We start from the raw sequence: 25,479 nt of genomic DNA, 5'->3' as shown, positions 1-25,479 counted from the left end.
GACGATTTACATTGGTAGCCTTCACGTTATTTATAACTAATGTATAGATTTTATAGATTTAAAAAGTACTATAGTATGTAATAAACAAGTAAATATTGATACTATTGTCATTGTGTATATGTATGCATAAATATTAAGTCCTGGAATAGGAAGAAATACATATAGAGCTACTAGCTGAATTAACATACCAGTGATAGTATTTATACTTGAAGCTAATTCTTTTCTTATTGAATGTAAAATACCAGATAGCGTTTGATTTAGTGACATAAATAGTGGTACTAAAAACATAGCTTTTAAATATTCTCCAGCAAGTTTATTTTTAAATACTAATATACATAAATCTTTTCCAAAGAAATAAAAAAACACTGATGATAGTATACCTACAAATAAAGTTAGGAGTATAGAATACTTTATTTTTTTTAGGACACTTTTACGTTTTCTTAAAGCAATTTCTTGTGATATAGTAGGTATCAAATTTACAATAAGTGCTGAGCCAACAGTAAATGGTAAAAATATAAATGGCATTACCATTCCACTGACGACACCGTACATACTTAATGACTGTTGATAAGTCATTCCTGATAATGCTAATCTTGATGGTATCATCATAGAACTAATAGATTGTAAAAGTATGTTTGACATTCTATTGCAAGTTATGGGTATAGACATTTTTAATGTTTCCATAGAAGAATTATAAAAATCCTTTATACTTATAATATATTTATTGTCAAATGAAGAATCTCGACATAGACATATGAGCATAAATATGATATTACTCAATTCACCAATAGATATACCTAAAAGAGCAATATAACAGTTCATAGACTTATCATTTACATACATAACGAGTAAAAAAACAAATAGAATTTTACCCATCTGTTCAATAATTTGTCCAATAGCAGGGACTTTTACGTTCTTTATGCCATAGTAATACCCCCTAAGTACATTTGAAAGTGTTATTATAACTATAGCAGGACAAACTGCGAGTATAAATAAATTCAATTTAGGGTCTTTTAGAAACTTAAGTGATAAAAAAGAACTATTGAAAGATGCAATTATAGATATAATTAATGCTACAAAAAATGATATGTATAAAGTTGATATAAATAAAGCATTAGTATTGTGTTTATCGTTTAAAGCTTTTCTTTTTGCAACTAGGCAACTAAGTGCAGTAGGTATTCCAGTTGTTGTAACAGCTAAGCAAATCATTAAAAAGTTAAAAATCATATGATAAATACCTAAACCTGTTTCGCCCAAAGCTCTTGATAAGAATATTTTATATAAAAATCCAAATATTCTTACGACAAAGTTAGACATAAATAAAATAACTGTTGATAGTACTAAATAAGGTACTTTCAAAAAAATCACCTCCTTATCTTTTAAATATATTCATAAGGAGGTGTAAAAATTTATAATTTTATAAATTCTGGTTTCATTTTATTAAATTTAGATACATACTTAAATCCCATCTTTTTTAGCAATGAATATATGTAATCAAACTCGTATGCAATTTGACTTACATGATGTGAATCTGAGCCTGTAGTTATGATTTCTCCTCCTAAATCTTTATACATCTGAAGTATATATCTAGATGGAGTTAAATCTGGCAGATTGTATCTATAGCAAGATGTGTTTATTTCAATACCTTTACCATCATAGATGGCTTGTTTAAGAGTTTCTTCAATTATATCTGAAAATAGTCTGTCATCTAAGATAGTATCATAAGGTGCATATCTTTTAATTAAATCTAAATGCCCTAAAACAGAGTAATCCTTATAGTTTTTAACAATATTATACAAATAAAGGTAGTAATTCTCATAGACCTCATGTTGAGTCTTACCTTCAAAATAGCTACCAAGGTATAAATCCATTGTATCTATAGCATGAATAGAACATATTATAAAATCTAATGGATATTGATGAGCTTCTTTTCTATATGTATCTATTAATTGAGTTTGAACTCCAAATTCAATCCCTTTTTTTATTGATATTTTATCTTTATATCTATTTTTAAGAGTTTCTAGACTTTTAAAATAATCTTCGTAGACAATTGAAAAAGAATCATCAGCATAAACATCATAATCGACATGGTCTGTGAAGCAAATTTCATTTATACCAAGGTCTATAGATTTTTTTATCATTTCTTCCATTGTAGATTTTCCATCAGTAGAGAAACTTGAGTGCATGTGATAGTCGTAAAACATAAATATTTCCCCTTTTTATAAAAATTTTGGTATTATATATACATACTAAATAATATCAAATATATACCAAAGCATCAACAAAATATAAAAACAATAAGCGGTGATAAATGTGGAAAAATACAAAATAGATTTAAGTGAAAGGAAGTCAACTAAATATATACAAATATTTAATCATATAAAGCAGTTAATAATAAACAAAGAACTAGTTGAGCATGAAAAACTTCCACCAATAAGAAAGTTATCAGATTATTTACATGTAAATAATACTACTATAGTCAAAGTATATGAGCTTTTGGAAAATGAAGGATATGTATATAAAATTATAGGAAGTGGAACTTTTGTATCAAATTCAAATTCTTATAAAAATGGTATAGATAAAGGGAAAAACAAGAATATTAGACAAAGAGATGATTTAATTCATTTCGATAATGGAAATCCATCTAATGATATGTTTCCTATAGATTCATTTAAAAATGCTGTAAATATGGCACTATCTAAAGATGGAAGTTCAATATTTGATTATGATGAAGGTCTAGGCTCTGAGGAATTAAGAGAAAAGATGGTAGAGTATTTAAGTGATGAAAATATAAATACTACTAAAGAAAATATTCAAATAATCTCAGGAGCACAGCAAGGTATAGATATAGTTTGTAAAGGTCTTATAAGTTATTCTGATGTTGTTTTTATGGAAGAGCCCTCTTATAATGGGGCAATTGAAGTATTTAAAGGTAGAGGTGCAAAAATAATATCTATACCTATGTTAGATGATGGAATTGATATAGGTATTTTAAAATTAAAATTGGAAAAAATAAAACCAAGGCTTATATATATTATGCCTAATTTTCAAAACCCAACAGGTATATCTTATTCAACATATAAAAAAAAGAAGCTAATAGAATTGGCAGAAGAACATGATTTTTATATAATTGAAGATGATTTTATAAGTGATTTTATATTTGACTCAAAAGACAATAGAACAGTCAGAAGTTATGATGATAAAAATAGAGTAGTATATATAAAGAGTTTTTCAAAAATACTTATGCCAGGTTTAAGAATAGGGATTGTAGAAATGCCAAACGAATTATTAAAAAAAGTTTTATGGGCTAAATATTCATCAGACATATCAACCCCAGGTCTTATTCAAAAATCAATGTACTACTACATGGAGAATTTTAATTGGAAGAATTATTTGAGTCATATAGAGAAAATATATACTGATAAATACAAGTTAGCAAAAAGCTTGATTAATGATAAATTGAGTGGTAAATTAAAAGTTAGAAAATCTTGTGGAGGGATAAACTTTTTTTTAGAATTGCCAAGAGGATATACATCTCAAAGTTTTACAAGTTTTATGTTAAATAAAGGAGTATCTATGCTTCCAGGGACTTATTTTTTTGATAATCTAGTGGATGATAGATTTTTTAGAATAAATATAGCTCGTCCAAGTATGGAAGAATTAGAAAAGGGAATATCTATAATAAGCGATAATATAGATGAGTTTTTCTGTGAATATAAAAATAAATTAGATATAAAAAGTAATAAATTATTTTATTAATAAATAGAAGTTTTTTAGGAGGAAAAAATGTTTGACAAGAAGAAATTAGATAGGATTAATGAATTAGCAAAGAAAAATAAAGAGGGAGCTCTTTCTGATGATGAAATCAAAGAAAGAGAGACTTTAAGAAAGGAATATTTAGAAAATTTTAGAGCTCATTTTAAATCAAGACTTGACAGTGTTAAAGTAGTCTCACCAGAGGAATATGAACAATATATGAAAAATAATAAAAATTAAAACTTAATAGGAGGAAAACATGGACTTAAAGCATGAATTTAAGAATGCATGGGAAATTGAAAAAAAAGAAAATGCTATTGAACAGGTTATGGAATATGCTCGCAATTATATGGATTTTTTAAGTAAATCAAAAACTGAAAGACTTTCAGTAAAAGAAATTATAAAATTGGCTAAAGAAAATGGTTATATTTCAATAGATGAAGCTATGGAAAAGGGAAGTGTAAGTCATGGGGACAAGATTTATGCTATAAATAAAGAAAAAGCAGTAGCACTTTTTGTGATAGGTAAAAATTATATAGAAAAAGGTATGAAGATTATAGGTAGTCATATAGATTCGCCAAGATTAGATTTAAAACCAAACCCATTGTATCAAGAAGCTAATCTAGGTTTTTTTAAGACTCACTACTATGGAGGAATTAAAAAATATCAATGGACAGCTATTCCTCTTGCTTTACATGGAGTAGTTATATTAAATGATGGTACAAAAGTGGATGTATCTATTGGTGAAGAAGACAGTGACCCAGTATTTTGTGTAACTGACCTATTGGTTCATTTAGCTGGAGACCAAATGCAAAAGAAATTGTCAGAAGGAATCAGTGGTGAAGCCTTAAATGTATTGATTGGAAATATGCCTTTGGATGGCGAAGAAAAAGAACCTATAACAGCAAATATATTAAAAATTTTAAATGAAAAATATAGTATAGTTGAAGAAGATTTATTAAGTGCTGAGATTGAAGTAGTTCCAGCTGGGAAGGCAAGAGATTTGGGATTTGATAGGTCAATGGTATTAGGATATGGCCATGATGATAGAGTATGTTCATATGCTGCTGTAAAAGCTATATTAGAGACTAGACAACCAGAATTTACTTCAGTTACATTATGTGTGGACAAAGAAGAAGTTGGCTCCCAAGGAAATACAGGTATGCATTCAAAGTTTTTTGAAAATACTGTAGCTGAGTTAATAGCTTTAGAAGGCGATTACTGTGATATTAAAGTAAGAAGAGCTTTAGCAAATAGTAAAGTATTATCAGCTGATGTTGCAGCTGGATATGACCCAAATTTTGGTGAGGCATATGAAAAAAGAAATTCTGCATATATGGGAAATGGAATAGTTTTAAATAAGTATACTGGTTCGAGAGGTAAGAGTGGATGTAATGATGCCAATGCTGAGTTTATATCAGAAGTAAAAAGAATTTTTAATGAGGGTAATGTAGTATGGCAAACTGCTGAACTTGGGAAAGTGGACCAAGGTGGAGGAGGCACAATAGCCTACATCCTAGCAAATCAAGGCGCAGAGGTTATAGACTGTGGTGTTGGTGTTTTAAATATGCATGCGCCACATGAGATTGTTTCTAAAGTAGATATATATGAAATGTACAAAGGATATAAGGCGTTTTTTAATATAAACTTATAAATTTAATATACAATAATATAAGTAATAAGTAATAAGTAATAAGTAATAAGTAATAAGTAATAAGTAAATAGAGTAGTATTATACTATGCTCATTAATTAAATGAACATAGTATAATACTACTCTATTTATTTTATTAATTTAGTAGTTTATAATTTAAATTTGAGTTCCATGTATTAAAATTATTATATTATGATTTCAAAGTACTCACATAGTCTGTTTAGAAATTTATCTTCTAATGGAGAAAAAGTTTTCTTTTTAGAATAAATAAAGAAAAATTTTCTTGTAAAATCAATATCTTTTATTTTGTAGCATTTTATTTTGCCTGCATTTAGATAATCAATAGCTGAAATATATGATATAAAAGATACACCAAGGCCTAATCTAACCATTTCTTTAATGGCTTCATTTGATTCTACATGAGCTATTACATTTAATTTGTTTACCGGAAAGTTATTTTTGCTGAGTGTGTTTAGTATTAAGTTTCTAGTACCAGAGCCTTCTTTTCTCATAATAAAATTGAAAGAAGCCAATTCTTCTATATCAATGTAATTGTTCTTGTTATCAATTTTAAAATCTGAAGGAGTAATAAGTACAAGTTCATCATCTAATAAGTCTAGATATTCGATTTGAGGATTGTTAATTTTAGAACCAACTAATCCAAAGCTTATCCGTTCATTTAAAATTTCTGATATAGCGTATTGAGAATCATAATGGCTTATGGAAAATTTTACATCTGGATAACTCATAGAAAAATTCTTCATAAAATCAGGGAGAATATAAGTTTCAGGTATAGAACTACATGCTATATCTATAATACCTTCTATTTTACCTGAATATTCTTTTATATCATAAATTGCACGTTTGCAGTTGTTTAATATATATATAGCGTGCTCGTAAAGAATTTCACCAGATTTTGTGAGTGTAATAACTTTGTTGCTTCTGTTTATAAGTACAGTCTCTAACTCTCTTTCTAAATTTTGTATATGTGCACTTACAGTAGGTTGAGTTAAAAAAAGTTCTCTTGCAGCCTTTGAAAAACTTTGATGTTTTGCAACAGCAACAAATACTTCGAGTTGTTTAAAATCCATTATTTAATCCTCCTTAAATTATCTAAAACTATTATAACATATTTGATAAATTAATGGTTGAAGGGGATTTTTGAAATAGAAAACCTTAAAATGTTTATGGAGTTTTTGATTGTTTAGGAATAATTTGGTATAATGTTATAAGGATATTTACCACAAGTATCTTGTAAATTGAATTTTCAAAATTCAACCTTAAAACGTGTTTTGTTACAAAAAAATTACAAATAGCTTATTAATCTTATTAAATTTAAATAAATATTATATAATTATTTTATAAAATAATGAACGTAATTATTGAAAAAAGAGATAATCACACAATGAGATATAGATAAATATTATAGAATTTAAGAAAGGAGGATTGATTTATGAAGTTAAAAAGGTCATTAGTTTGTGTAACTATTTTAGGGATTGTACTTGTTGGATGTCATAAGGAAACTACTAAAGAGAAAAATCAAGTAGCAAGTAAAGCAACACAGCAAAAAACTATGACAAAAGTTCAAAATGATGTTAATGAAATGATAGATAAAGATTATAAATATGTTATAAAGAATATGGGAATACCTTATAACACAATTTATTATATAAAAAATAAGAATTTAAAAGAATCAAATGCAATGCAAGATATAAATACATCAAGTTATATGACATTAGTTTACCCTAAATATACTGGAAACAATGAATTAGATGGAAGTGCTTTATACATTAATATTAATAAAAATAAAGTTGTTAATGTTGAAACAAATTCTTTTTCATCACAAAGTATAATAACTGTAGATGAAAATTATGATATTATGATTGAAAAAAATGATAATGAAAAGTCAGCTGTATCTTTAGAAGAATATAAAAACATTGATTTAGGAGAGTATATTGGAGTTGAAGAATCTAGGATAAATGAAATCGTGGGTAATGCCAATTATGATTTAACAGCATATAACTATGAAGGAAATAGGGTAGTGAAGAGTTATAGATTAAAGAAAGATAATAAAGTATTAGAAAAAGAAATACTTACAATAAGTATAGTAGACAATAAAATAAAGTCTATAAAAACTATTGAGAGCGATAAATTTGTAAAAATAATAAAAGGAGCTTTATTAGAATAATGAATTTTAAAGCATATAAGCCTGTTTCAAGGTAGAAGTAAATTTCTAACTTGAAACAGTTTTTTTTATAAAATGTATAAAATTGAAGTTAATACAATTAATGATAATTTTATAAGATTTATTAAATTTAAACTGCACTTATAGATAACAATTAGTTATAATTAAATATAAGCTAAAATGATTTATTGTAATTTATAATTATACTACATTAAGAATGTTTTTAAATAAAAAATATATTGGGGTGTATTTAAAATGATAGGATTAGCAGATGCCATAAAAATTATTGAAGAAAATGTTATACCAATAAGTAGGATTAAGAGAGTTAATCTTATAGAAGCAGTAAATAAAGTAGTTGCAGAAGATATATATTCAACAATTGATAGTCCTCCATTTGACAGGTCACCATATGATGGTTATGCATATGATGCAAATTCTGAAAATAAAAGTTTAAAGGTCATAGGAATATTATATGCAGGAGAAGTGTTTGATGGTATATTAAATAAAAATGAAGCAGTGAAGATAATGACTGGTGGAAAAATTCCAAATGGAGCAAACTGTGTGGTAAAAAAAGAAGATGTGACAATTAGAGAAGACATGATAACTTTAAATGTAAAACTAAAGGAATATGACAATTATATATTTAAAGGTGAGGATATAAAAAAAGGTCAATTAATTATTAGTAAAAATCAACATATAGGGTATGATGGTATAGGAGTATTAGCGAGTCTTGGAATATCTAAATTAGATGTATATGATGATTTAAAAGTGGGTGTTTTAAATACAGGAACAGAATTACAAGATATAAATGAAACTTTAGAGGATGGTAAAATATATGATAGTAATAGATATACATTATATTCAAAGCTTCTAAAGCTTGGAATACAAGCAGATACAATATGTACTTGTTCTGATGATATACAAGAGTTAGAAAAAAAAGTAAAGGATATGCTAGAAAATGTAGATTTTTTAATTACTACAGGTGGTGTATCTGTTGGAGATAAAGATTTAATACCAGATGTATTTAGAAACATAGGAGCAAAAGAATTGTTTTGGAAGATAAATATTAAACCTGGAGGTGCTTGCTATGTAGCTACATTGGGAGAAAAAATATTGTTTGGGCTTTCTGGTAATCCACATGCAGCAATTGTGGTATTTGATAATGTAGTTGTTCCTGTGATTGAGTATTTAACATATAAAGAAAGCAGCCATTATATAAAAGCTATATTTAAAGGAGAATTTAACAAATTCTCAAATAACGATAGGTTTGTAAGTGGAAAATTATATACAGATGAAGGTAAATTATATGTTAAGTTAAATGATAAAAAAGATGCCAAGGCTAGATTATCTGCAACATTAAGAAGTAATTGCATGATTAAGATAAAAAAGAGAGAAATAATAAAAGAAAACCAATTAGTAGATGTTGTTGTTATATAGTTTTATGAAGGGGATATGGTTTTATGTATAATGTATTATCAATTGTTTCCTATTCAGGAGTGGGTAAAACTACATTAATTGAAGGTATAGTAAAAGAATTAAGTAAAGAAGGTTATAATGTTGGAGTTATCAAACACACATGCCATGATTTTGAGATGGATGAGGAAGGTAAAGATACTTATAAACATAGAAAATCAGGTGCGAGAAAAGTTTGTATAATATCAAATAAGAGGTTAGCATATATTGAAGAATTAAAAGATAAAAATCCACTATATAAAATGATTAGGTTTTATGAAGACATGGATTTGATTATTATAGAGGGGTATAAAAATTACAGATTTAAAAGATTAGAGGTAATTAGAAAAGATAAGTATAAGGATATTTTATCAAATAAATCTGATTTGATAGGTATTATAAGTGATATAGAATATGATTTAAATGTTAAGCAGTTTGGTTTGAATGACTACAAAACTATATCAAAGTACATAGAATCTTGTATAAAAAATAATACTTTAAAATTAAATGATAGTGAAATAAAAAACATATTAAAAGAATAATTTTAAGATATTATTTTGATATAAAATGGTATAATTATTTATATATAAATAAAGATATGAGAAATTTATTTAATTATAAAAATCGTAGGAGGATAATATGAAAAAAATATTAGTAGCATGTGGAGCAGGAATTGCAACATCAACAGTAGTTTGTGACAAAGTAGAAAGATTGGTTAAAGAAAATAACATACAAGCAGAAGTTATACAATGTAAAATTGCTGAATGTGCAACAAAACAAGAAGGTGCTGATTTAATAGTATCTACTACTATATTACCAACAACTTATGATATACCTGCAATAAAAGCAACAGCATACATAACAGGTATAAATACTGCTACATTAGATAAGAAAATATTGGATGCTTTAAAATAAGTTTTTAAGTTTACAGTTATAAAAAATATTTAGTACTAAATATAGAGTTGTATCTTCGTAAAATTTTATTTACATAGATATGGCTCTTTTTAGGTGTATTTTAAATATGTAATTATATAAAACAAATATTCAATTTTATAAAAGATTTAAAATTAGTGTTATGTTATACTAATTTAAGGGTATTTTTTAGACGTATTGATAAAGGAGGATTTAAAACTTATGATAAAACAATTTGTCAAATATTATAAACCATATAAGAAAATCTTTACATTAGACCTTATAGCAGCATTCTTATTTTCTTTATGTGATTTAGTTTATCCTATGATAACTAGAAATATAATGGATGACATTGTTCCAAATAAAAATTTAAGAATGCTAGTAGTTTTTGCAGTTGTACTTATACTTATATTTATAGCAAAAGCAGGACTTAATTATTTTATGCAATATTGGGGACATGTCATTGGTGTAGATATGCAAGCTGATATGAGAAATGAGGTATTTACACACTTACAGAGGCTTCCAAATACTTATTTTGATAATAATAAATCTGGTGTAACTATGTCTAGAATAGTAAATGACTTAATGGATATAACAGAACTTGCACATCATGGTCCTGAAGATTTATTCATTTCTATAGTAATGTTAGTTGGTTCATTCTTTATACTTATAGATATAAATATTCCTCTTACTCTTATAATATTTGCTATATTACCATTTATAATTTGGTTTGCGATAACAAAAAAAGATAAGATGAATATAGCTTTTATGAAAAGTAGAGTTACTATAGGTGATGTAAATGCAACTTTAGAAAATAGCATAGCTGGAATGAAAGTAACTAAGTCTTTTTGTACTGAAAAGGAAGAATTAAACAAGTTTGTAAGAAGCAATAAATTATTTAGGAGAGCACGACAAGATTCTTATAAAGTAATGGCAGAATACTATTCTGGTATGAACTTATATATGGATATTTTGGAATGGGTAGTTGTCATAGCTGGTGGATACTTTACTTATCTTGGAAAAATTACTTTAGGTGATTTTGCTGCATATATATTATATGTAAAAATGTTTATACAACCTATGAAGAAATTGATAAACTTTACAGAACAATATCAAAATGGTATGACAGGTTTTAAAAGATTCATAGAGATAATGGAACAAGACCATCAAAAAGAAGCTAAAAACCCTGTTGAGCTTGAACATGTAAAAGGTAATATCGAGATAGAAAATATATCTTTTACATATGAAGATGATACTCAAGTATTAGATAATCTGAGTCTGTCTATAGAAGCTGGTAAAACTATAGCTCTAGTTGGACCTTCTGGTGGAGGAAAGACTACATTATGCAATTTATTGCCAAGATTTTATGAATTTGATAAAGGTGATATAAAAATTGATGGAAAGAGTATAAGGGATGTAAGCTTAAAATCATTGAGAAAAAATATAGGTATAGTACAACAGGATGTATTTTTATTTACAGGGACTATAAGAGATAATATTCTTTGTGGAAATCCTAGTGCTACAGATGAAGAGATGATTGATGCTGCAAAAAAAGCTAGAATACACGATTTTGTAAAAACTCTGCCAGATGGATATGACACTTATATAGGAGAAAGAGGAGTAAAATTATCTGGTGGGCAAAAACAAAGAATTTCAATTTCGAGAATCTTTTTAAAGAATCCTCCAATAATAATATTGGATGAAGCTACTTCCGCTTTAGATAATGTAACAGAAAGAGAAATTCAAGAGTCTTTAGAAGAATTAAGCAAAGATAGAACAAATTTAGTTGTTGCACATAGATTGACTACTATAAAAAATGCTGATGAAATCATAGTACTGACAGATAAAGGAATTGAAGAAAGAGGTACTCATGAAGAGTTAGTAAACAAAAATGGCGTATATAGTAGATTACACAATAACTAACATATAAATTAAATTTATAAACATAGAATATATTAAGATTCATAAAGCAAATTCATTTTATATTAATGAGATGTTTTATGAAAAATGTATTCTATGTTTTATTTTTTGCAAATTATGCTCAATTATCTTTATAAGAGTACTGTAAAATAGCCAATGTATAGGATAACGTTTTTACAAAAAGAATAATTTAGAAAACTAACTTTAATTAATAGAATTTATAGAATTTTATGAAAAAAATCGAATTTTGACTTGAAATGTTTTTCAAAAGTAGTAAAATAATGGATAACTATACATACATTGTATACAAATATATTTATTTATGAGGGGGGATTTTGTATGGAAGCAATAACAGCTTTTTGTCTAGTTTTAGTATCACTGACGATAGGAGATGTAGTTTCAGCAAAAACTAAAGCTTTTGTTCCATCAGTTTTTGTATCAGCAATTATATTTATAGTAGGATTTTGGACTTTTTTCCCAGAAAATATCGTGGACCTAGCAGCTCTAGGAACACCATTGGCACAGTTAGGTATGCTTTTATTAATAACTCATATGGGAACTATGATGAGTATTAAAGAGCTAGCAGGTCAATGGAAGACAATAGTAATAGCACTAGCAGGGATAGTAGGAGTATGTGTAGGAGCTTTAGCATTAGGAACTCTAGTGTTTGGATGGGATACGGCAGTAATAGCTACACCTCCTCTTACTGGAGGATTAGTTGCATCTATAATGATGGCAGATGCTGCTACAGCAAAAGGTCTTGCAAGCTTAGCAGTTCTAGCAATTTTAATGTATGTGGCACAAGGGTTTGCAGGTTATCCTATCACAGCATTAATGCTTAAAAAAGAAGGAAAAAGACTTTTATCAGATTTTAGAAGTGGAAAAGTGACTGTAACTAAAGTTGAAGAAGAAACTAAAAAAGTACCTGAGCAAAAGAGTAAGTTTAAGATAATTCCAGATTTACCTGAAAAGTATGATACTACATATATGATAATACTTAGATTAGGACTTGTAGCATGGTTAGCAGTGCAATTTACAAATCTTACACATGAAGTTGTATCAAGATATGTTATCTGTTTAATATTTGGTGTAATAGCATCAGAACTTGGAATAGTTGACAGAAAACCACTTAATAAATCAGGTTCATTTGGGTGGTTAATGACATCATTGATGGCTTTCATATTTGCAGGATTAGCAAAAGCTACACCAGCAATGCTTGCTGAAATGGCTGTTCCTCTTGTAGGAATTATAATTTTTGGTGTAATAGGTATGGGGATATTCTCTATTATAGTAGGTAAGCTTTTAGGTGAAAGTAAGGAAATGGCATTTTCAGTTTCACTTACAGCACTTTATGGTTTCCCACCAAATTATATATTAACTGAAGAAGCAGTAAAGGCCTTGGCTGAAACTCCAGAAGAAAAAGAATTTTTGATGGATAAAATGCTTCCAAAGATGCTTGTTGGTGGATTTACTACAGTAACAATAGCTTCTGTAGTAATAGCAGGTATTTTTGTAAATCTTATATAAATTTTAACTAATAAATAAGGCATTTAAATAATAAGAAGAATATGTTACACTTGGAGGTCTGGAATGAATATTAAAGAAATAACAAATGGATATAAAGATTATGTAATCAAACTTAGAAGAGAATTTCATGAAAATCCTGAAAAAAGTATGGAAGAATTTAGAACATCAAAGAGAATTAAAGAAGAACTTGATAAGATAGGAGTACCATATGTATCAGCTGGAGGCACAGGTGTAATTGCAACTATAAAAGGAGCTAATCCAGGAAAAACTGTAGCACTTAGAGGAGATATGGATGCACTTCAAGTTGTTGAATGTACAGGTGTAGAATACAAATCAAAAAATGAGGGGCTTATGCATGCTTGTGCACATGATGGTCACACATCAATGCTTTTAGGAGCAGCTAAGGTTTTGAATGATATTAAAGATGATATTAAGGGAACTGTGAAATTATTTTTTCAACCAGGAGAAGAAGTAGGTAAAGGTGCAAGAGCTATGATTAAAGATGGTGCTATGGAAGGTGTAGATGGTGTATTTGGAATTCATCTTTGGAGTGATGTGGAGTGTGGGACTGTATCAGTTGAAGAAGGTCCAAGAATGGCTTCTGCTGATTTCTTCAAAATTACTGTAAAAGGTAAGGGTGGCCATGGTTCACTTCCTCATCAAGGTGTTGATGCAGTACTTGCAAGTTCTGCATTAGTTATGAACCTACAATCCATGGTTAGTAGAGAAGTAAGTCCTTTAGAGCCACTAGTTGTAAGTGTTGGAGTTTTAAATTCTGGAACAAGATTTAATGTAATAGCAAGTGAAGCTGTTCTAGAAGGCACAATAAGATTATTTAATCCAGAACTTAGAAAACAAATTCCTACAATTTTAGAACGTATATCAAAATCTACAGCAGAAGCATATAGAGCAGAAGCTGAGTTAGAGTATGGATATTTAACACCAGCTGTTATAAATGACAAGGAATGTTCAAAGATAGCTACAGATGCAGTAATTAAGCTATTTGGAAAAGAAAGTATAGCACTATTTGAAAAAGTAACAGGAGCAGAGGATTTTGCTGAGTTTATGAATATTGCACCTGGTGCATTGGCATTTGTAGGCGCTAGAAATGAAGCCAAAGGAGCTTGTTATCCTCATCATCATGGGTGTTTTAATATAGATGAAGATGCCTTAGAGATTGGAACTGCTTTATATGTTCAATATGCAGTAGACTTTTTAAATAAATAATTTTAATATACTATAAAGAAAAAGCAGAGACTAAGTTTATACTCTGCTTTTTTATTGTCTATAATTACTATAAATGTTGACTATAAAAAAAAGATATGATATTATAAAAGAAAATGATAATCAATATCAATTAAAAAAGAAGGTGATTTAATTGAGTAATATAATGTTTGCGTTTTTAATAACTTTGTTTGCTGGTTTGTCTACTGGAATAGGAAGTTGTATAGCGTTTTTTGCTAAAAAGACCAATACTAAATTTCTTTCTGTAAGTTTAGGATTTTCTGCTGGTGTTATGATTTATGTATCTATGATAGAAATATTTCCTAAGGCACAAGATGCTTTAACGAAGTCTATGGGAGAAAAATTAGGAAGCTGGTCAACTGTAATAGCTTTTTTTGCAGGAATGGCTATCATTGCAATTATTGATAAGTTAATTCCTCAAGAAGAAAATCCTCATGAGATAAAGAAAATGGAAAATGTGGATGAAAAAAATATACAAAAAAATAAATCTCTCTTAAGAACTGGGATATTTACAGCAATGGCTATAGCAATTCATAATTTTCCAGAAGGATTAGCTACATTTATATCAGCACTTGATGATGCTACAATAGCAATACCAATAGCTATAGCAATTGCTATACACAATATACCAGAAGGAATCTCTGTATCTGTACCAGTGTATTATGCTACAGGAGATAAAAAGAAAGCTTTCTATTATTCTTTTTTATCTGGAATGTCAGAACCTTTAGGGGCAATTATTGGATATGTACTTCTTAGAAATTTTCTAAATGATACTACACTTGGAATTGTGTTTGCCATTGTTGGAGGTATTATGGTATTTATATCCCTTGATGAACTACTACCATCAGCTAGAGAATATGGTGAACATCATTTATCAATTTATGGATTAATTGCAGGAATGATTGTCATGGCTATTAGTTTATTGCTATTTAAATAGATTTTTAGATATCTAATTGTAACCTAAAATTAATATCAAAATGATATAATTATTAAAATAGATTATTATATGTCAAAAATATCATTTTGGAGGTGAATCTTATGGAAAAGAAAATGAAGTTTAAATTTGATTGGTATAGTTCACCTGATAGGATAGAAGAATGGTTAGAAGATATGGAAGAACAAGGATATAACCTATATAAGATAAGTAAACTTGGAGGAATCTTTTATTTTTATAAAGGAACTCCAAGAAAAATAAAATACGCTATTGATTATTATTATGATGCTGAGGAAGATTATTTTAATAAATATAAGTCTAGAGGGTGGAACCTTATATTTAGAAGTATTGGTAGTTTTATAGGTACATCTTCATGGTATGTATGGACTAAAACATATGAAGATGTACCTCCTAAATTATATAGTGGTTTAGATAACAAAGATAAAGTAAAATCAATTTTATTCATGAATTTATTTTTATTTACTATTTTAGTAGTTATTTTTATATATTTATTGTTCACTGAAATAAGAAATTTATTTAATGGTTATGGAGTAGATATTTGTACTATCGCATTACAAATTATGTTATTAACTTTGTATTTGGTACAATTATATAGAAGAATAATGTATTACTTAAGGATTAAAAAATTAAATAAATAAAGGGAGAAATGTCTCGAAATAATTTTGAAAAATTATTTTGAGACACTTTTTTTATCAATAACTGTTATTCTTTATATATATTCATATCAGTTATAATCTTTTAGATTTTATTTGAATCTTGAGTATTGATAAGAATAATTTAAAAATGTTATTCTAAGGTATCAGATATTTAAAATCATATTTAAATATCTCAATAAAAAAATTCTAATAGTGTGTAATAAGAAAGTGCATTAGGAGGAACTTATGATTAGGATAGCAATTTGTGAAGATGAAAAAGAAACACAATGTTTAATAGAAGAATATCTTGATAATCTATTAAAAACTATGAATATAGAATATGAAGTACAAAAATATAGTTCTGGAGAAGATTTACTTAAAGGAAGCTTAAAAGATATAGATATACTGCTTCTTGATATACTAATGGAGCAAATGAATGGAATGGATACTGCAAGAAAGATTAGAGAAGTGGATAATAAAATGGAGATAATATTTATAACCTCTTTAATAGATTATGTGCAAGAAGGGTATGAAGTAAGAGCTTATAGATATTTGCTAAAACCCATAGAATTAGAGGAATTAAAAAAACATATATTAACTTGTATTAAAGATATTGAAACAAATAAAAGTAATTACGTTGTAATAAAGAACAAGTCTAATACATACAAGATTTATTTAAATGAAATAAAATATATAGAGATTCAAAAAAAAGATATGTTAATACACACAATAAATAAGGGTTTTGGAGTGAAGTATAGTCTAGGAAAAATAGAAAAAGATTTAAAACTAGATAAATTTGTAAGATGTCATAAAAGCTTTATAGTTAATCTAAGTTATGTAGAAAACATAAAGCCAAATATTGCTATTTTAGAAAGTGGCGAAGAAGTACCCATTAGTAGATATAGGTATAAAGAGGTTAAGGAGAAATTTTTAAAATTTCTTGGTGATACAATATGTTAAATTTTATGTCTGAGTTATTATTAATTGTATCTATATGTGTACGATTTATTATTATGAAAAGGATATTAATTTATAAAAAAGATAATAAAGAAGACAAACAAATTGTATTTTATACTTTATTGGGAATAATTTATATTGTAGTTAAAATAACTATATTATTTAATATACAAGAAAATTATATTAATAATATATATTATTTGATTGATGTTATAGTATTTATTGTCTGGGGGATATATTATAATTATTTTTACAACATAGGATATATTAAATACATAATTTTCTTTTTGCTATTTAATATTTATTATGACTGTTTTAAAGATGTTGCAGATAGAATTTTATTTTTTGTAGTTACAGGTAATGTTGTTTCATCTAAAGAGTGGCTTTTAGCATCTTATTCTGATAATATGAAAGTTTACATATACAGGAATCTATTTATTATATTTGTATATATGATACTTAGTTTTTTGTATAATCGATTAAAATTGCTTAGTCAAGATAAAAGAAATTATGTATATTTATTATTTGCTTTAATAGCCAACACAATGAATATAATTGGAGTCTATATATCAAGGAAATTAGAACGGTTTAGATGGTTACATTCAGAACCATATTATTTTGAGAATTTTGTAAATCCAAAGGTAATAGGAGCTAGTAGCCTTGTTCTCATATTATTGTTTAGGCAAATAATAAAAGATAATAAGTTAAAATCTCAGAATGAATTAATAAAAAATAAGTTAGATATGCAATATGCTCATTATTTAAGTATCCAAGAATCTCATATGAGAGTTAAGAAGCTTTATCATGATATAAACAATCATATTTGTTGTATAGATAATCTTAAAAGTGATGGTAAAGAAATTAATAAGTATGTAAATAATTTAAAAGATGAAATTAAAGAGTTTAAATCTATTTATAATACAGGAAACATGATATTAGACATTATAATAAATGAAAAGAGTGCAATATCTACAAAAAAGGGAATTAAATTTATTTGTGACATAAACTTTTCAAAAGTTGATTTTATAAAACCTATAGATGTATCAAGTATATTTGCCAATATTTTAGATAATGCAATAGAATCATGTGAGAAAATATCAGATGAAAATATTGATAAATATATTAGAATTAAAGGAACTATAACAAAATCATTTTTTGTACTTAAATGTGAGAATAGTAAAGCAAATAATATTATTTCTAATAAAAATATATTGTTAACAGACAAAATGGATAAATTTATACATGGAATAGGAATTCAAAGTATTAAATCGTCTTTAGAAGAGTACAATGGAGAATTATTATTTGAAAATCAGAAAGACAAATTTATACTAAATATATACATACCATTGAATCAAGATGCTGACAGTTGGGTCGATTAAGTTACTAGTTGGGGCATATATATTAGAGCAAGCTAGTGAAAATTCATCGAATAACTCAATTGAAGATAAAAAAGATGACTCTATTAAACTGTTTGAAGATTATTCAAAAAAAGCTAATACTGTAGAAGGATTGGAAGAAGTTAAAAAAGATTTATCTCAAAAGTTTTCAAAGGTTATAACAGATAGTGGTTATAAGATCGCTAATTCAAATTCAGATGGTAGTTTTGTAGTATCTATAAATGGATTTGAAACTCCACCCGAAAAAGATATTAGAAGTTTATTTTACTCTATGTCTGAAGATCAGAAAGAAGGAAAGGCAGTGGTAGACATTCTATGTGCCAAAGAATATCCTGAGAATGATAAGTTAGATAAAAGGGATAAGTATATTAACTTTATATACAACATATTTAAGTCACTAACTAGTTCCAATTTAACTGAGAAAGAATTTGCAGATGCAGTTATAAAAACATTTAATGAAGGTGTAGGCTCTGTAGAGCTTCCTTATATGAATGATATACATGTTGAAGTTAACAAAGTTAAAAAATCTACTAAGGTTTTAAAACTAAGTTTAGAATATGAGTTTGATATTTCAAATCATTAATATAATAAAAAAATTATGGCACTGTAGAAATGTATTATAGAGAAATTTGTGATTTAAATTATAAAATAAAGTGCATGTCTTATATTTAGGCAAGTATTTTTATTCAAAAATACATTATTTATGGTTGCCATTTCATGTTAAAGGACAGTATAATATAATTAAAGTATGTTATAACATACAAAAATTAATGTATATTATCCAAAGGGGGATTTTAAATGAGTCAAACTGATAGAATAGAAGCATTTAGACAAGAATATGTTAATTCTAAACCTATGATATGTTGTGAAAGGGCTAGAATTTTTACAGAATCACATAAAAAGACTGAGGGAGAAGCCATATGTATAAGAAGAGCAAAAGCTTTTTTAGATGCATGTAAAGAACTTCCTATAAAAATATTTGAGAATGAATTAATTGTAGGTACAGCTGGTAAATTCAGAAGAACAGGTATATTAACACCAGAATTTTCTTGGCAATGGGTAGATAAGGAAATGGATACTTTTGATGAAAGAACTCAAGACCCATATGTAATATCAAAAGATCAAATAGAATTTATAAGAAAAGAGATATTTCCATATTGGAAGGGTAAATCTTTGGAAGAAGTTTTTTTAGCAAGAATTCCAGAAGATACAGCTAAGATATTGGTAGATACAGGAATAATAGATAATGATTCTAAGTGGAGACAGGCAGTAGGGGAAGTAACTCCAGATTATCAAGATATATTATTTGTAAAAGGATATAAGGGTATCAAGGAAGAAGCAGATAAGAAGATAAAAGAACTAGACATCTCAATTTCAGAAAATATTGAAAAAATAGATTTCTATAAGTCTGTTTCTATCGTTGCAGATGGTATCATGACATTGGCAAATAGATATTCAAAACTTGCAAAAGAAATGAGTGAATCAGAGAAAGATTCAAAAAGAAAGTTAGAACTTATAAAAATATCAGAAGTATGTGAGAATGTACCAGCAAATCCTCCAACTAGTTTTTATGAAGCGATACAATTTGTATGGTTTGTGCAATTAGGTGGTGTTTTATCTGAAAATCCATTAGCATTGAACTTAGGTAGATTTGACCAATATATGTATCCATATTATGAAAAAGATACTAAAGAAGGGAATATAACTAAATCAGAGGCTCAAGAGTTGATAGAGGCTCTATGGATTAAGCTATCAGAGTGGGTATGGACAATATCAGCAAATACAGCAAATTATTTTGCAGGATACAACCAATTTCAAAACCTTACTGTTGGTGGCAAAAAGAGAAATGGAACTGATGGAACTAATGATATTTCATATATGTGTTTAAAGGCAACAGAAAGTGTAAAAACTCATCAACCAGGTTTAAGTGTTAGAATAAGTCAGGGAGCACCAGATGATTTTGTTATGGCAGTTGCGAAATTGGTAAAACAAGGTACTGGTTTTCCTGCTATACACAGTGATAGTGCAGGAGCACAAATGTTACTTCAAGATGGATATGATGCAGAAGATGCAAGAGATTGGAGCAATTGTGGTTGTGTTGTTCCTCACTTTAGAAAGACAGGTCAATGGACTTCAGCAGTAAATATTAATTTTGCAGCAGCACTGGAATATGCTATGAATGAAGGTAAGAGTAGATTAACTGGAGAAAAAATGGGATTAGATGTAAAAAATATCAACGAATTTGCATCTTTTGAAGAAGTTAAAGAAGAGTTTTTAAAGCAACTAGCATATCTTATAAAAAATTCTGTTATAGGAACTACTGTTGCTCAACAAATTCATAAAGAAATAGTACCGAGACCATTTTTATCTACTTGTGTAGATGGTTGTTTGGATAAAGGTGTTGATTTGAGTAAAGGTGGAGCAAAATACAATATAGGACCTGTTTTAACAGGTATAGGATTAGGTGTAGTTTCAAACTCATTGGCAGCTATAAAAAAATTAGTATTTGAAGATAAGGTTACTACATTAGAAGAGTTAACAAAGGCATTAAATAATGATTGGGAAGGCTATGAAGAATTAAGAAAGCTTGCTTTAGATGTTCCTAAATATGGAAATGACAATGATTATGTAGATTCATTGGCTATTGAAGTTTCTGATTTTTATTATAGTGAAACTAGAAAATATAAGGATATTTTTGGCTCTAAATTTAATAGTGCATTTATGGGTATATCAAACTATGTTCCAACTGGAAAAATAGTAGGTGCAACTCCATGTGGAAGAAAAGCCACAAAACCTTTGACAGAAGGAGTTTCTCCATTTGTCGGAACTGATACAACAAGTCCATTAGCAGCTATGAAATCTGCATCAAAAATAAATCATGATGTTCACACTGGAGGAACACTTCTAAATTTAAGATTTAATCAAGATTTGGTTGAGACAGAAAGAGGACTTAGAAACCTAGCTTCTATGGTCAAATCGTATTTTGCACTAGGTGGATTCCATGTACAATTTAATACAATATCAAATGATGTCTTATTAAAAGCTCAAGAAAATCCAGAAGAATATAAAGATTTATTAGTGAGAGTTGCTGGGTATAGTACTCAATTTGTTAATTTATCAAGAGAGATGCAAGATGCTATAATAGCTAGAAACTCACATAGTAAATTTTAATTATGAGGTAGATTATGAGTAAAAAAGGTAAAGTTGTAAAGGTACAACATTTTTCAGTAAATGATGGTGATGGAATAAGAACTACTATATTTTTAGAAGGATGTAAATTAAAATGTAAGTGGTGTTCTAATCCAGACTCATGGAGTAATATAGTAAAGCTAGGAGTTATGAAGGATAAGTGTATATCTTGTAATAGGTGTATAGATGTTTGTCCTCAAAATATAAGTTCATTATCTGATAGAAGTCAAATAAATAATAAGTGTGATTTGTGTGGAAGATGTGTTAAAACATGTCTCAATGATGCTATCTGTATAATGACTGAAGAAATGAGTGTTGAAGAGATTGTAAAGGAAGTTGAAAAAGATTTTATATTTTTCTTTGAGTCTAACGGAGGAGTAACTTTTTCTGGAGGAGAACCCACACTTCAAATTGATTTTTTAAGAGAATTAGTTGATGTTTTTTATAATAAAGGTATAAACATAGCAATTGAAACTTGTGGATATTTTGAGTGGAATAAAGTGAAAGATGTCTTTGAAAAAATAGACCATATATTTGTAGATATAAAATCTATGGATGATAATGTTCACAGAGCATATACAGGAGTAAGTAATGAGATAATATTAGAAAATATATGTAGACTTTCAAAATTAAACAAATCTATGGTTATAAGAGTACCAATTATTTCTGGAGTGAATGATAGTGAAGAAAATATAAGAAACACTGCATTATTTGTAAAACAAAATGTTTTAGGTGGAAAGATGGAATTACTTCCATATCATAAATTTGGACTTGATAAATATAAAGCATTAGGGCTTGAAGATTATATGTATGAATTTGATGAAATTTGCAATAGCCATATGTTAAAATTAAAAGAGATAGTAGAACTTACAGGCGTAAAAATCATAGAATACAAATAGACTATCAGGAGGATTTTAACATGGATAATAAATTTCCTAATGTAGGAGAAAATTTAAGGTTATTAAGGCAAGACATGGGCATAAGTTTAGATAAAGCTTCAAAGATGACAGGAGTTAGTAAAGCAATGCTGGGACAGATTGAAAGAGGTGAATCGAGCCCCACTGTATCTACCTTATGGAAAATTTCATCTGGATTCAAAATAAATTTTACAACACTATTAAATGAAAATACAAACACTTATGAGGTTATAAAAAAAGAGGATGTGGAACCTATTATTGAACAGCAAGGCAATATGAAGTTATATCCCATATATCCTTTTAGCCCTCAAAGAAGGTTTGAACTTTTTATAATTGAGCTTGAAGCAAATTGTACACATGTTTCATCTACACATAGTCATGTTCTGGAAGAGTATGTACTTGTAATAGAAGGTAAACTTGAGCTTAATGTAGATGGAAAAACTTATATTTTAGGGTCTGGACATTCAATTAGATTTGATGGGACGCTAGAACATTTATATAAAAATTTAAATAATGGAAAAACTGTATTTCATAATATAGAAGTTTATAGATAATTTTATAGTTATCCATTTTGGGAATAAATATTTATTACCAAAATGGATAACTTATTTTTGTAATGTCGAAAAGATTTGTATACATGTACTAACATTATTGTTTTAAAATAAACATAAAAGCATTATAATAATATTAATAAAATATAATAAAGAGGAAGAATATATGATTATGAAAGTTTTATTGACAGTATTAGTATTAGCAATCTTATATATTCTGTATAAGTATGAAACTCAACATATAGAAACAACAGAATATACCATATTTAATGAAAAAATTCCAAAGGAATTTAACGGCTTTAAAATAGTTCAAGTAAGTGATTTACATAATAAGGTATTTGACAAAAACAATAACAAAACATTGATAGATAAAATTGAATCCTTAAATCCAGATGTTATATTTATAACAGGAGATTTAGTTGATGGAGAAAATAAAAATTTTCAAATTGCATTAGATTTAATTGATAATTTAGTAAAAAAATATGAAGTATACCATATAGTTGGAAATCATGAACAAAAATCTTTAATAAAAAAATATAAACATCTATATAAGGATTATTTTAAGGAATTGTATTCAAAAAAAATAATAAATATGGAAAATGAATCTGTAAGAATATATAAAGGAGATAGTTATATTAATCTATATGGTTTAATCATACCATTGGGATGCTATCCATATTTTTTTGTTAATAATAAAAAGTTAGAATTGAGTGACAATTTCGTAGAAGATAAGTTAGGTAAAATAAACGAAAATGAGTATAATATACTTTTAGCTCATACGCCGTTCTTCTTTGAAAAATATGTAAAATGGGGAGCTGATTTAGTTCTGGCTGGTCATGTTCATGGCGGTATAATAAGAATACCTTTTGTTGGAGGTGTACTATCTCCAAATAGAGAGTTTTTTCCTAAGTATGACTGGGGAAAATATGAAAAAGGTAGTAGCACTATGGTTTTAAATAAAGGCTTAGGAGGCTCAAAAGTTCTTATTAGACTTAATTGTAAACCAGAAGTAGTAAGGATTACATTAAGGTCTAATTAATAAGGTTTTTTGTGTATATAAACATCAATGACATATATATAAAATTGATGTAAAACCATATCAAATAGATACAATTATAAATTTTTAATAATTATTTGATTAATTCAAATAAAATGCTATTTTTAGCATGTAATATTTAAAATATAGGGGGTAGTCAAAAATCATGGGTGATATGAGTAGATTTTATGAATCTGTAAAAAACAAATATCCAAAATTAAAAGATGGAACTAGAGTTCATATGTGGCCAAAAGAAAATATCATAATTGGTCCCATTTATGATGAGGCAAATGGATATGAAAAAAGTATAGGGAGTGTGGATAGTTTAAGTTGGAAGCAAGTTGTTGTACTAGCAGAATGTGATGGGAAAAATACTACTAAAGATGTATTAGATATATTATCCAACAGATACAGAAATATCCCTGATATGAGAGATAAAGTTATGGAATTTTTTATGTTTTATGATAATGAGTATTTAACCTTTGAAGATGAGGCACAAACATTATCAAGTGTTTTTGAGATAACAGGAAATAAAGTATATCTTACACCTTTATACTTTACAATAGAGATAGATGGTAATGACAATAGGGTTCAATATTTTTCTGAAGTTATAAGCTTATTAAAGTGTATGTATGAAAAAGGATGTAGGTTTATAGAAGTTATTGGTGAAGATATTCTAAAAAATAAAGATATGAAAGTAGTATTTCAATATATGCTAGACCATTTTGATTTAATTATAGTAACTAAAGATAGTTTTACTATTGAAAGAAGTTTGATAAGAGAATTAGATGATTATCGTCATAAAGTAATATGGAATGTATATTCAGAGAATGACAACATACATGTTAAATTAAAAGAAGATATAAAAATAACTAGTTTAATAAAAAGAGGACATACAGTAGTAAGAGGAGCTAGAGGAAAAGCAATAAAAATAGAAGATATGAGGTTTAAAGATATAAGAGAAAGATTTTCAAAATATGGTGCAGAATGGAGCCATGTATACATTTCTTCTGACGGCAGTGTAAAATCTTATTCCATTCAAAAAGATAAAAGAGTTTATTTAGGCAATATATTTGACAATTCAGTTGAGGAAATTTTCTTAGAGATGCAAAATAAGATTGATAATCTAGAAATTGTATATCAATAATTATCAAAATTAAGTTTTAGGAATAATTTATAGATTGGTTGTTTAG

The 25,479-nt window shown here is 27.4% G+C and carries 23 protein-coding genes; 20 read left to right on the top strand and 3 right to left on the bottom strand.

Annotated features, from left to right (window positions below; genetic code table 11):
* Nucleotides 1-36: 36 nt before the first annotated feature.
* The gene (locus KGF36_RS05935) at nucleotides 37-1,359 is read right to left on the bottom strand and encodes a polysaccharide biosynthesis protein (protein ID WP_227827031.1); all 1,323 of its coding nucleotides are present in this window, start codon (nucleotides 1,357-1,359) and stop codon (nucleotides 37-39) included.
* A 50-nt stretch (nucleotides 1,360-1,409) separates the two neighbouring features.
* A complete protein-coding gene (locus KGF36_RS05930; protein WP_227827032.1) occupies nucleotides 1,410-2,204 on the bottom strand; it encodes a histidinol-phosphatase HisJ family protein in 795 nt (264 codons plus the stop codon).
* A 109-nt stretch (nucleotides 2,205-2,313) separates the two neighbouring features.
* Between KGF36_RS05930 and KGF36_RS05925 the strand changes: the two genes are divergently transcribed.
* The 3 genes from KGF36_RS05925 to KGF36_RS05915 are packed head-to-tail and all read left to right on the top strand — an operon-like array spanning nucleotide 2,314 to nucleotide 5,410.
* Nucleotides 2,314-3,759, top strand: coding sequence for a PLP-dependent aminotransferase family protein (locus tag KGF36_RS05925; protein ID WP_227827033.1), 1,446 nt, complete (start codon nucleotides 2,314-2,316; stop codon nucleotides 3,757-3,759).
* Between the two features lie 27 nt (nucleotides 3,760-3,786).
* Nucleotides 3,787-3,996: a DUF896 domain-containing protein gene (locus KGF36_RS05920; RefSeq protein WP_227827034.1), complete on the top strand. Its 210-nt coding sequence runs from the start codon at nucleotides 3,787-3,789 to the stop codon at nucleotides 3,994-3,996.
* A 19-nt stretch (nucleotides 3,997-4,015) separates the two neighbouring features.
* Nucleotides 4,016-5,410 carry an aminopeptidase gene (locus tag KGF36_RS05915; protein ID WP_227827035.1) on the top strand — a complete coding sequence of 465 codons (1,395 nt, stop codon included), beginning with the start codon at nucleotides 4,016-4,018 and terminating at the stop codon, nucleotides 5,408-5,410.
* A gap of 183 nt (nucleotides 5,411-5,593) precedes the next feature.
* Here the strand turns inward: KGF36_RS05915 and KGF36_RS05910 are convergent, their stop codons facing one another.
* Nucleotides 5,594-6,499 carry a selenium metabolism-associated LysR family transcriptional regulator gene (locus KGF36_RS05910; RefSeq protein WP_227827036.1) on the bottom strand — a complete coding sequence of 302 codons (906 nt, stop codon included), beginning with the start codon at nucleotides 6,497-6,499 and terminating at the stop codon, nucleotides 5,594-5,596.
* A 362-nt stretch (nucleotides 6,500-6,861) separates the two neighbouring features.
* Here KGF36_RS05910 and KGF36_RS05905 point away from each other — a divergent pair, with 362 nt between their 5' ends.
* The 17 genes from KGF36_RS05905 (at nucleotide 6,862) to KGF36_RS05825 (ending at nucleotide 25,433) form a co-directional block, all read left to right on the top strand.
* Nucleotides 6,862-7,596 carry a hypothetical protein gene (locus tag KGF36_RS05905; RefSeq protein WP_227827037.1) on the top strand — a complete coding sequence of 245 codons (735 nt, stop codon included), beginning with the start codon at nucleotides 6,862-6,864 and terminating at the stop codon, nucleotides 7,594-7,596.
* Nucleotides 7,597-7,848: 252 nt separating this feature from the next.
* Complete coding sequence (locus KGF36_RS05900) at nucleotides 7,849-9,030, top strand: molybdopterin molybdotransferase MoeA (RefSeq protein ID WP_227827038.1); 1,182 nt, start codon at nucleotides 7,849-7,851, stop codon at nucleotides 9,028-9,030.
* Between the two features lie 23 nt (nucleotides 9,031-9,053).
* Entirely contained in the window at nucleotides 9,054-9,587 is a 534-nt protein-coding gene (gene mobB, locus KGF36_RS05895) for a molybdopterin-guanine dinucleotide biosynthesis protein B (protein ID WP_227854602.1), read from the top strand.
* A gap of 97 nt (nucleotides 9,588-9,684) precedes the next feature.
* Nucleotides 9,685-9,960: a PTS sugar transporter subunit IIB gene (locus KGF36_RS05890; RefSeq protein WP_227854601.1), complete on the top strand. Its 276-nt coding sequence runs from the start codon at nucleotides 9,685-9,687 to the stop codon at nucleotides 9,958-9,960.
* Nucleotides 9,961-10,179: 219 nt separating this feature from the next.
* Complete coding sequence (locus KGF36_RS05885; RefSeq protein WP_227841996.1) at nucleotides 10,180-11,880, top strand: ABC transporter ATP-binding protein; 1,701 nt, start codon at nucleotides 10,180-10,182, stop codon at nucleotides 11,878-11,880.
* Between the two features lie 336 nt (nucleotides 11,881-12,216).
* Nucleotides 12,217-13,404, top strand: a complete 1,188-nt coding sequence (locus tag KGF36_RS05880) for a hypothetical protein (RefSeq protein WP_227827041.1) — start codon at nucleotides 12,217-12,219, stop codon at nucleotides 13,402-13,404.
* Between the two features lie 63 nt (nucleotides 13,405-13,467).
* Nucleotides 13,468-14,631, top strand: a complete 1,164-nt coding sequence (locus KGF36_RS05875) for a M20 family metallopeptidase (RefSeq protein ID WP_227827042.1) — start codon at nucleotides 13,468-13,470, stop codon at nucleotides 14,629-14,631.
* 163 nt (nucleotides 14,632-14,794) lie between these two features.
* Nucleotides 14,795-15,586, top strand: a complete 792-nt coding sequence (zupT, locus tag KGF36_RS05870) for a zinc transporter ZupT (protein ID WP_413840768.1) — start codon at nucleotides 14,795-14,797, stop codon at nucleotides 15,584-15,586.
* A gap of 101 nt (nucleotides 15,587-15,687) precedes the next feature.
* Nucleotides 15,688-16,242, top strand: coding sequence for a DUF2812 domain-containing protein (locus tag KGF36_RS05865; RefSeq protein WP_227850132.1), 555 nt, complete (start codon nucleotides 15,688-15,690; stop codon nucleotides 16,240-16,242).
* A 243-nt stretch (nucleotides 16,243-16,485) separates the two neighbouring features.
* Nucleotides 16,486-17,199, top strand: a complete 714-nt coding sequence (locus KGF36_RS05860; RefSeq protein ID WP_227841994.1) for a LytR/AlgR family response regulator transcription factor — start codon at nucleotides 16,486-16,488, stop codon at nucleotides 17,197-17,199.
* Nucleotides 17,193-18,575: an ATP-binding protein gene (locus KGF36_RS05855; protein ID WP_227850133.1), complete on the top strand. Its 1,383-nt coding sequence runs from the start codon at nucleotides 17,193-17,195 to the stop codon at nucleotides 18,573-18,575. The genes KGF36_RS05860 and KGF36_RS05855 overlap by 7 nt, the downstream gene beginning before the upstream one ends.
* A complete protein-coding gene (locus KGF36_RS05850) occupies nucleotides 18,553-19,176 on the top strand; it encodes a hypothetical protein (RefSeq protein WP_227854600.1) in 624 nt (207 codons plus the stop codon). The genes KGF36_RS05855 and KGF36_RS05850 overlap by 23 nt, the downstream gene beginning before the upstream one ends.
* 215 nt (nucleotides 19,177-19,391) lie before the next feature.
* The gene (locus KGF36_RS05845; protein ID WP_227827048.1) at nucleotides 19,392-21,764 is read left to right on the top strand and encodes a glycyl radical protein; all 2,373 of its coding nucleotides are present in this window, start codon (nucleotides 19,392-19,394) and stop codon (nucleotides 21,762-21,764) included.
* Nucleotides 21,765-21,778: 14 nt separating this feature from the next.
* Nucleotides 21,779-22,681: a glycyl-radical enzyme activating protein gene (locus KGF36_RS05840; protein ID WP_227827049.1), complete on the top strand. Its 903-nt coding sequence runs from the start codon at nucleotides 21,779-21,781 to the stop codon at nucleotides 22,679-22,681.
* 20 nt (nucleotides 22,682-22,701) lie between these two features.
* A complete protein-coding gene (locus tag KGF36_RS05835) occupies nucleotides 22,702-23,253 on the top strand; it encodes a helix-turn-helix domain-containing protein (protein WP_227854599.1) in 552 nt (183 codons plus the stop codon).
* A gap of 163 nt (nucleotides 23,254-23,416) precedes the next feature.
* Nucleotides 23,417-24,289, top strand: coding sequence for a metallophosphoesterase (locus KGF36_RS05830; RefSeq protein ID WP_227854598.1), 873 nt, complete (start codon nucleotides 23,417-23,419; stop codon nucleotides 24,287-24,289).
* Nucleotides 24,290-24,452: 163 nt separating this feature from the next.
* Complete coding sequence (locus KGF36_RS05825) at nucleotides 24,453-25,433, top strand: SPASM domain-containing protein (RefSeq protein WP_227827052.1); 981 nt, start codon at nucleotides 24,453-24,455, stop codon at nucleotides 25,431-25,433.
* Nucleotides 25,434-25,479 lie beyond the last annotated feature (46 nt).

The organism is Clostridioides sp. ZZV14-6009 (assembly GCF_020658095.1).
In the GTDB taxonomy this organism is placed as follows: Bacteria; Bacillota; Clostridia; order Peptostreptococcales; family Peptostreptococcaceae; genus Clostridioides.
The sequence above is the reverse complement of the archived record's forward strand: the minus strand, read 5'-3'. Positions and strand labels throughout refer to the sequence as shown.

Excerpts from the sequence above, each read along its gene's own strand:
- KGF36_RS05835 (WP_227854599.1), top strand. The coding sequence starts at position 22,702 with ATGGATAATAAATTTCCTAATGTAGGAGAAAATTTAAGGTTATTAAGG.
- KGF36_RS05880 (WP_227827041.1), top strand. The coding sequence starts at position 12,217 with ATGGAAGCAATAACAGCTTTTTGTCTAGTTTTAGTATCACTGACGATA.
- KGF36_RS05930 (WP_227827032.1), bottom strand. The coding sequence starts at position 2,204 with ATGTTTTACGACTATCACATGCACTCAAGTTTCTCTACTGATGGAAAA.
- KGF36_RS05840 (WP_227827049.1), top strand. The coding sequence starts at position 21,779 with ATGAGTAAAAAAGGTAAAGTTGTAAAGGTACAACATTTTTCAGTAAAT.
- KGF36_RS05860 (WP_227841994.1), top strand. The coding sequence starts at position 16,486 with ATGATTAGGATAGCAATTTGTGAAGATGAAAAAGAAACACAATGTTTA.
- KGF36_RS05875 (WP_227827042.1), top strand. The coding sequence starts at position 13,468 with ATGAATATTAAAGAAATAACAAATGGATATAAAGATTATGTAATCAAA.
- KGF36_RS05845 (WP_227827048.1), top strand. The coding sequence starts at position 19,392 with ATGAGTCAAACTGATAGAATAGAAGCATTTAGACAAGAATATGTTAAT.
- KGF36_RS05920 (WP_227827034.1), top strand. The coding sequence starts at position 3,787 with ATGTTTGACAAGAAGAAATTAGATAGGATTAATGAATTAGCAAAGAAA.
- KGF36_RS05900 (WP_227827038.1), top strand. The coding sequence starts at position 7,849 with ATGATAGGATTAGCAGATGCCATAAAAATTATTGAAGAAAATGTTATA.
- KGF36_RS05890 (WP_227854601.1), top strand. The coding sequence starts at position 9,685 with ATGAAAAAAATATTAGTAGCATGTGGAGCAGGAATTGCAACATCAACA.
- KGF36_RS05855 (WP_227850133.1), top strand. The coding sequence starts at position 17,193 with ATGTTAAATTTTATGTCTGAGTTATTATTAATTGTATCTATATGTGTA.
- KGF36_RS05830 (WP_227854598.1), top strand. The coding sequence starts at position 23,417 with ATGATTATGAAAGTTTTATTGACAGTATTAGTATTAGCAATCTTATAT.
- zupT (WP_413840768.1), top strand. The coding sequence starts at position 14,795 with ATGTTTGCGTTTTTAATAACTTTGTTTGCTGGTTTGTCTACTGGAATA.
- KGF36_RS05915 (WP_227827035.1), top strand. The coding sequence starts at position 4,016 with ATGGACTTAAAGCATGAATTTAAGAATGCATGGGAAATTGAAAAAAAA.
- mobB (WP_227854602.1), top strand. The coding sequence starts at position 9,054 with ATGTATAATGTATTATCAATTGTTTCCTATTCAGGAGTGGGTAAAACT.
- KGF36_RS05825 (WP_227827052.1), top strand. The coding sequence starts at position 24,453 with ATGGGTGATATGAGTAGATTTTATGAATCTGTAAAAAACAAATATCCA.
- KGF36_RS05885 (WP_227841996.1), top strand. The coding sequence starts at position 10,180 with ATGATAAAACAATTTGTCAAATATTATAAACCATATAAGAAAATCTTT.
- KGF36_RS05850 (WP_227854600.1), top strand. The coding sequence starts at position 18,553 with ATGCTGACAGTTGGGTCGATTAAGTTACTAGTTGGGGCATATATATTA.
- KGF36_RS05865 (WP_227850132.1), top strand. The coding sequence starts at position 15,688 with ATGGAAAAGAAAATGAAGTTTAAATTTGATTGGTATAGTTCACCTGAT.
- KGF36_RS05905 (WP_227827037.1), top strand. The coding sequence starts at position 6,862 with ATGAAGTTAAAAAGGTCATTAGTTTGTGTAACTATTTTAGGGATTGTA.
- KGF36_RS05910 (WP_227827036.1), bottom strand. The coding sequence starts at position 6,499 with ATGGATTTTAAACAACTCGAAGTATTTGTTGCTGTTGCAAAACATCAA.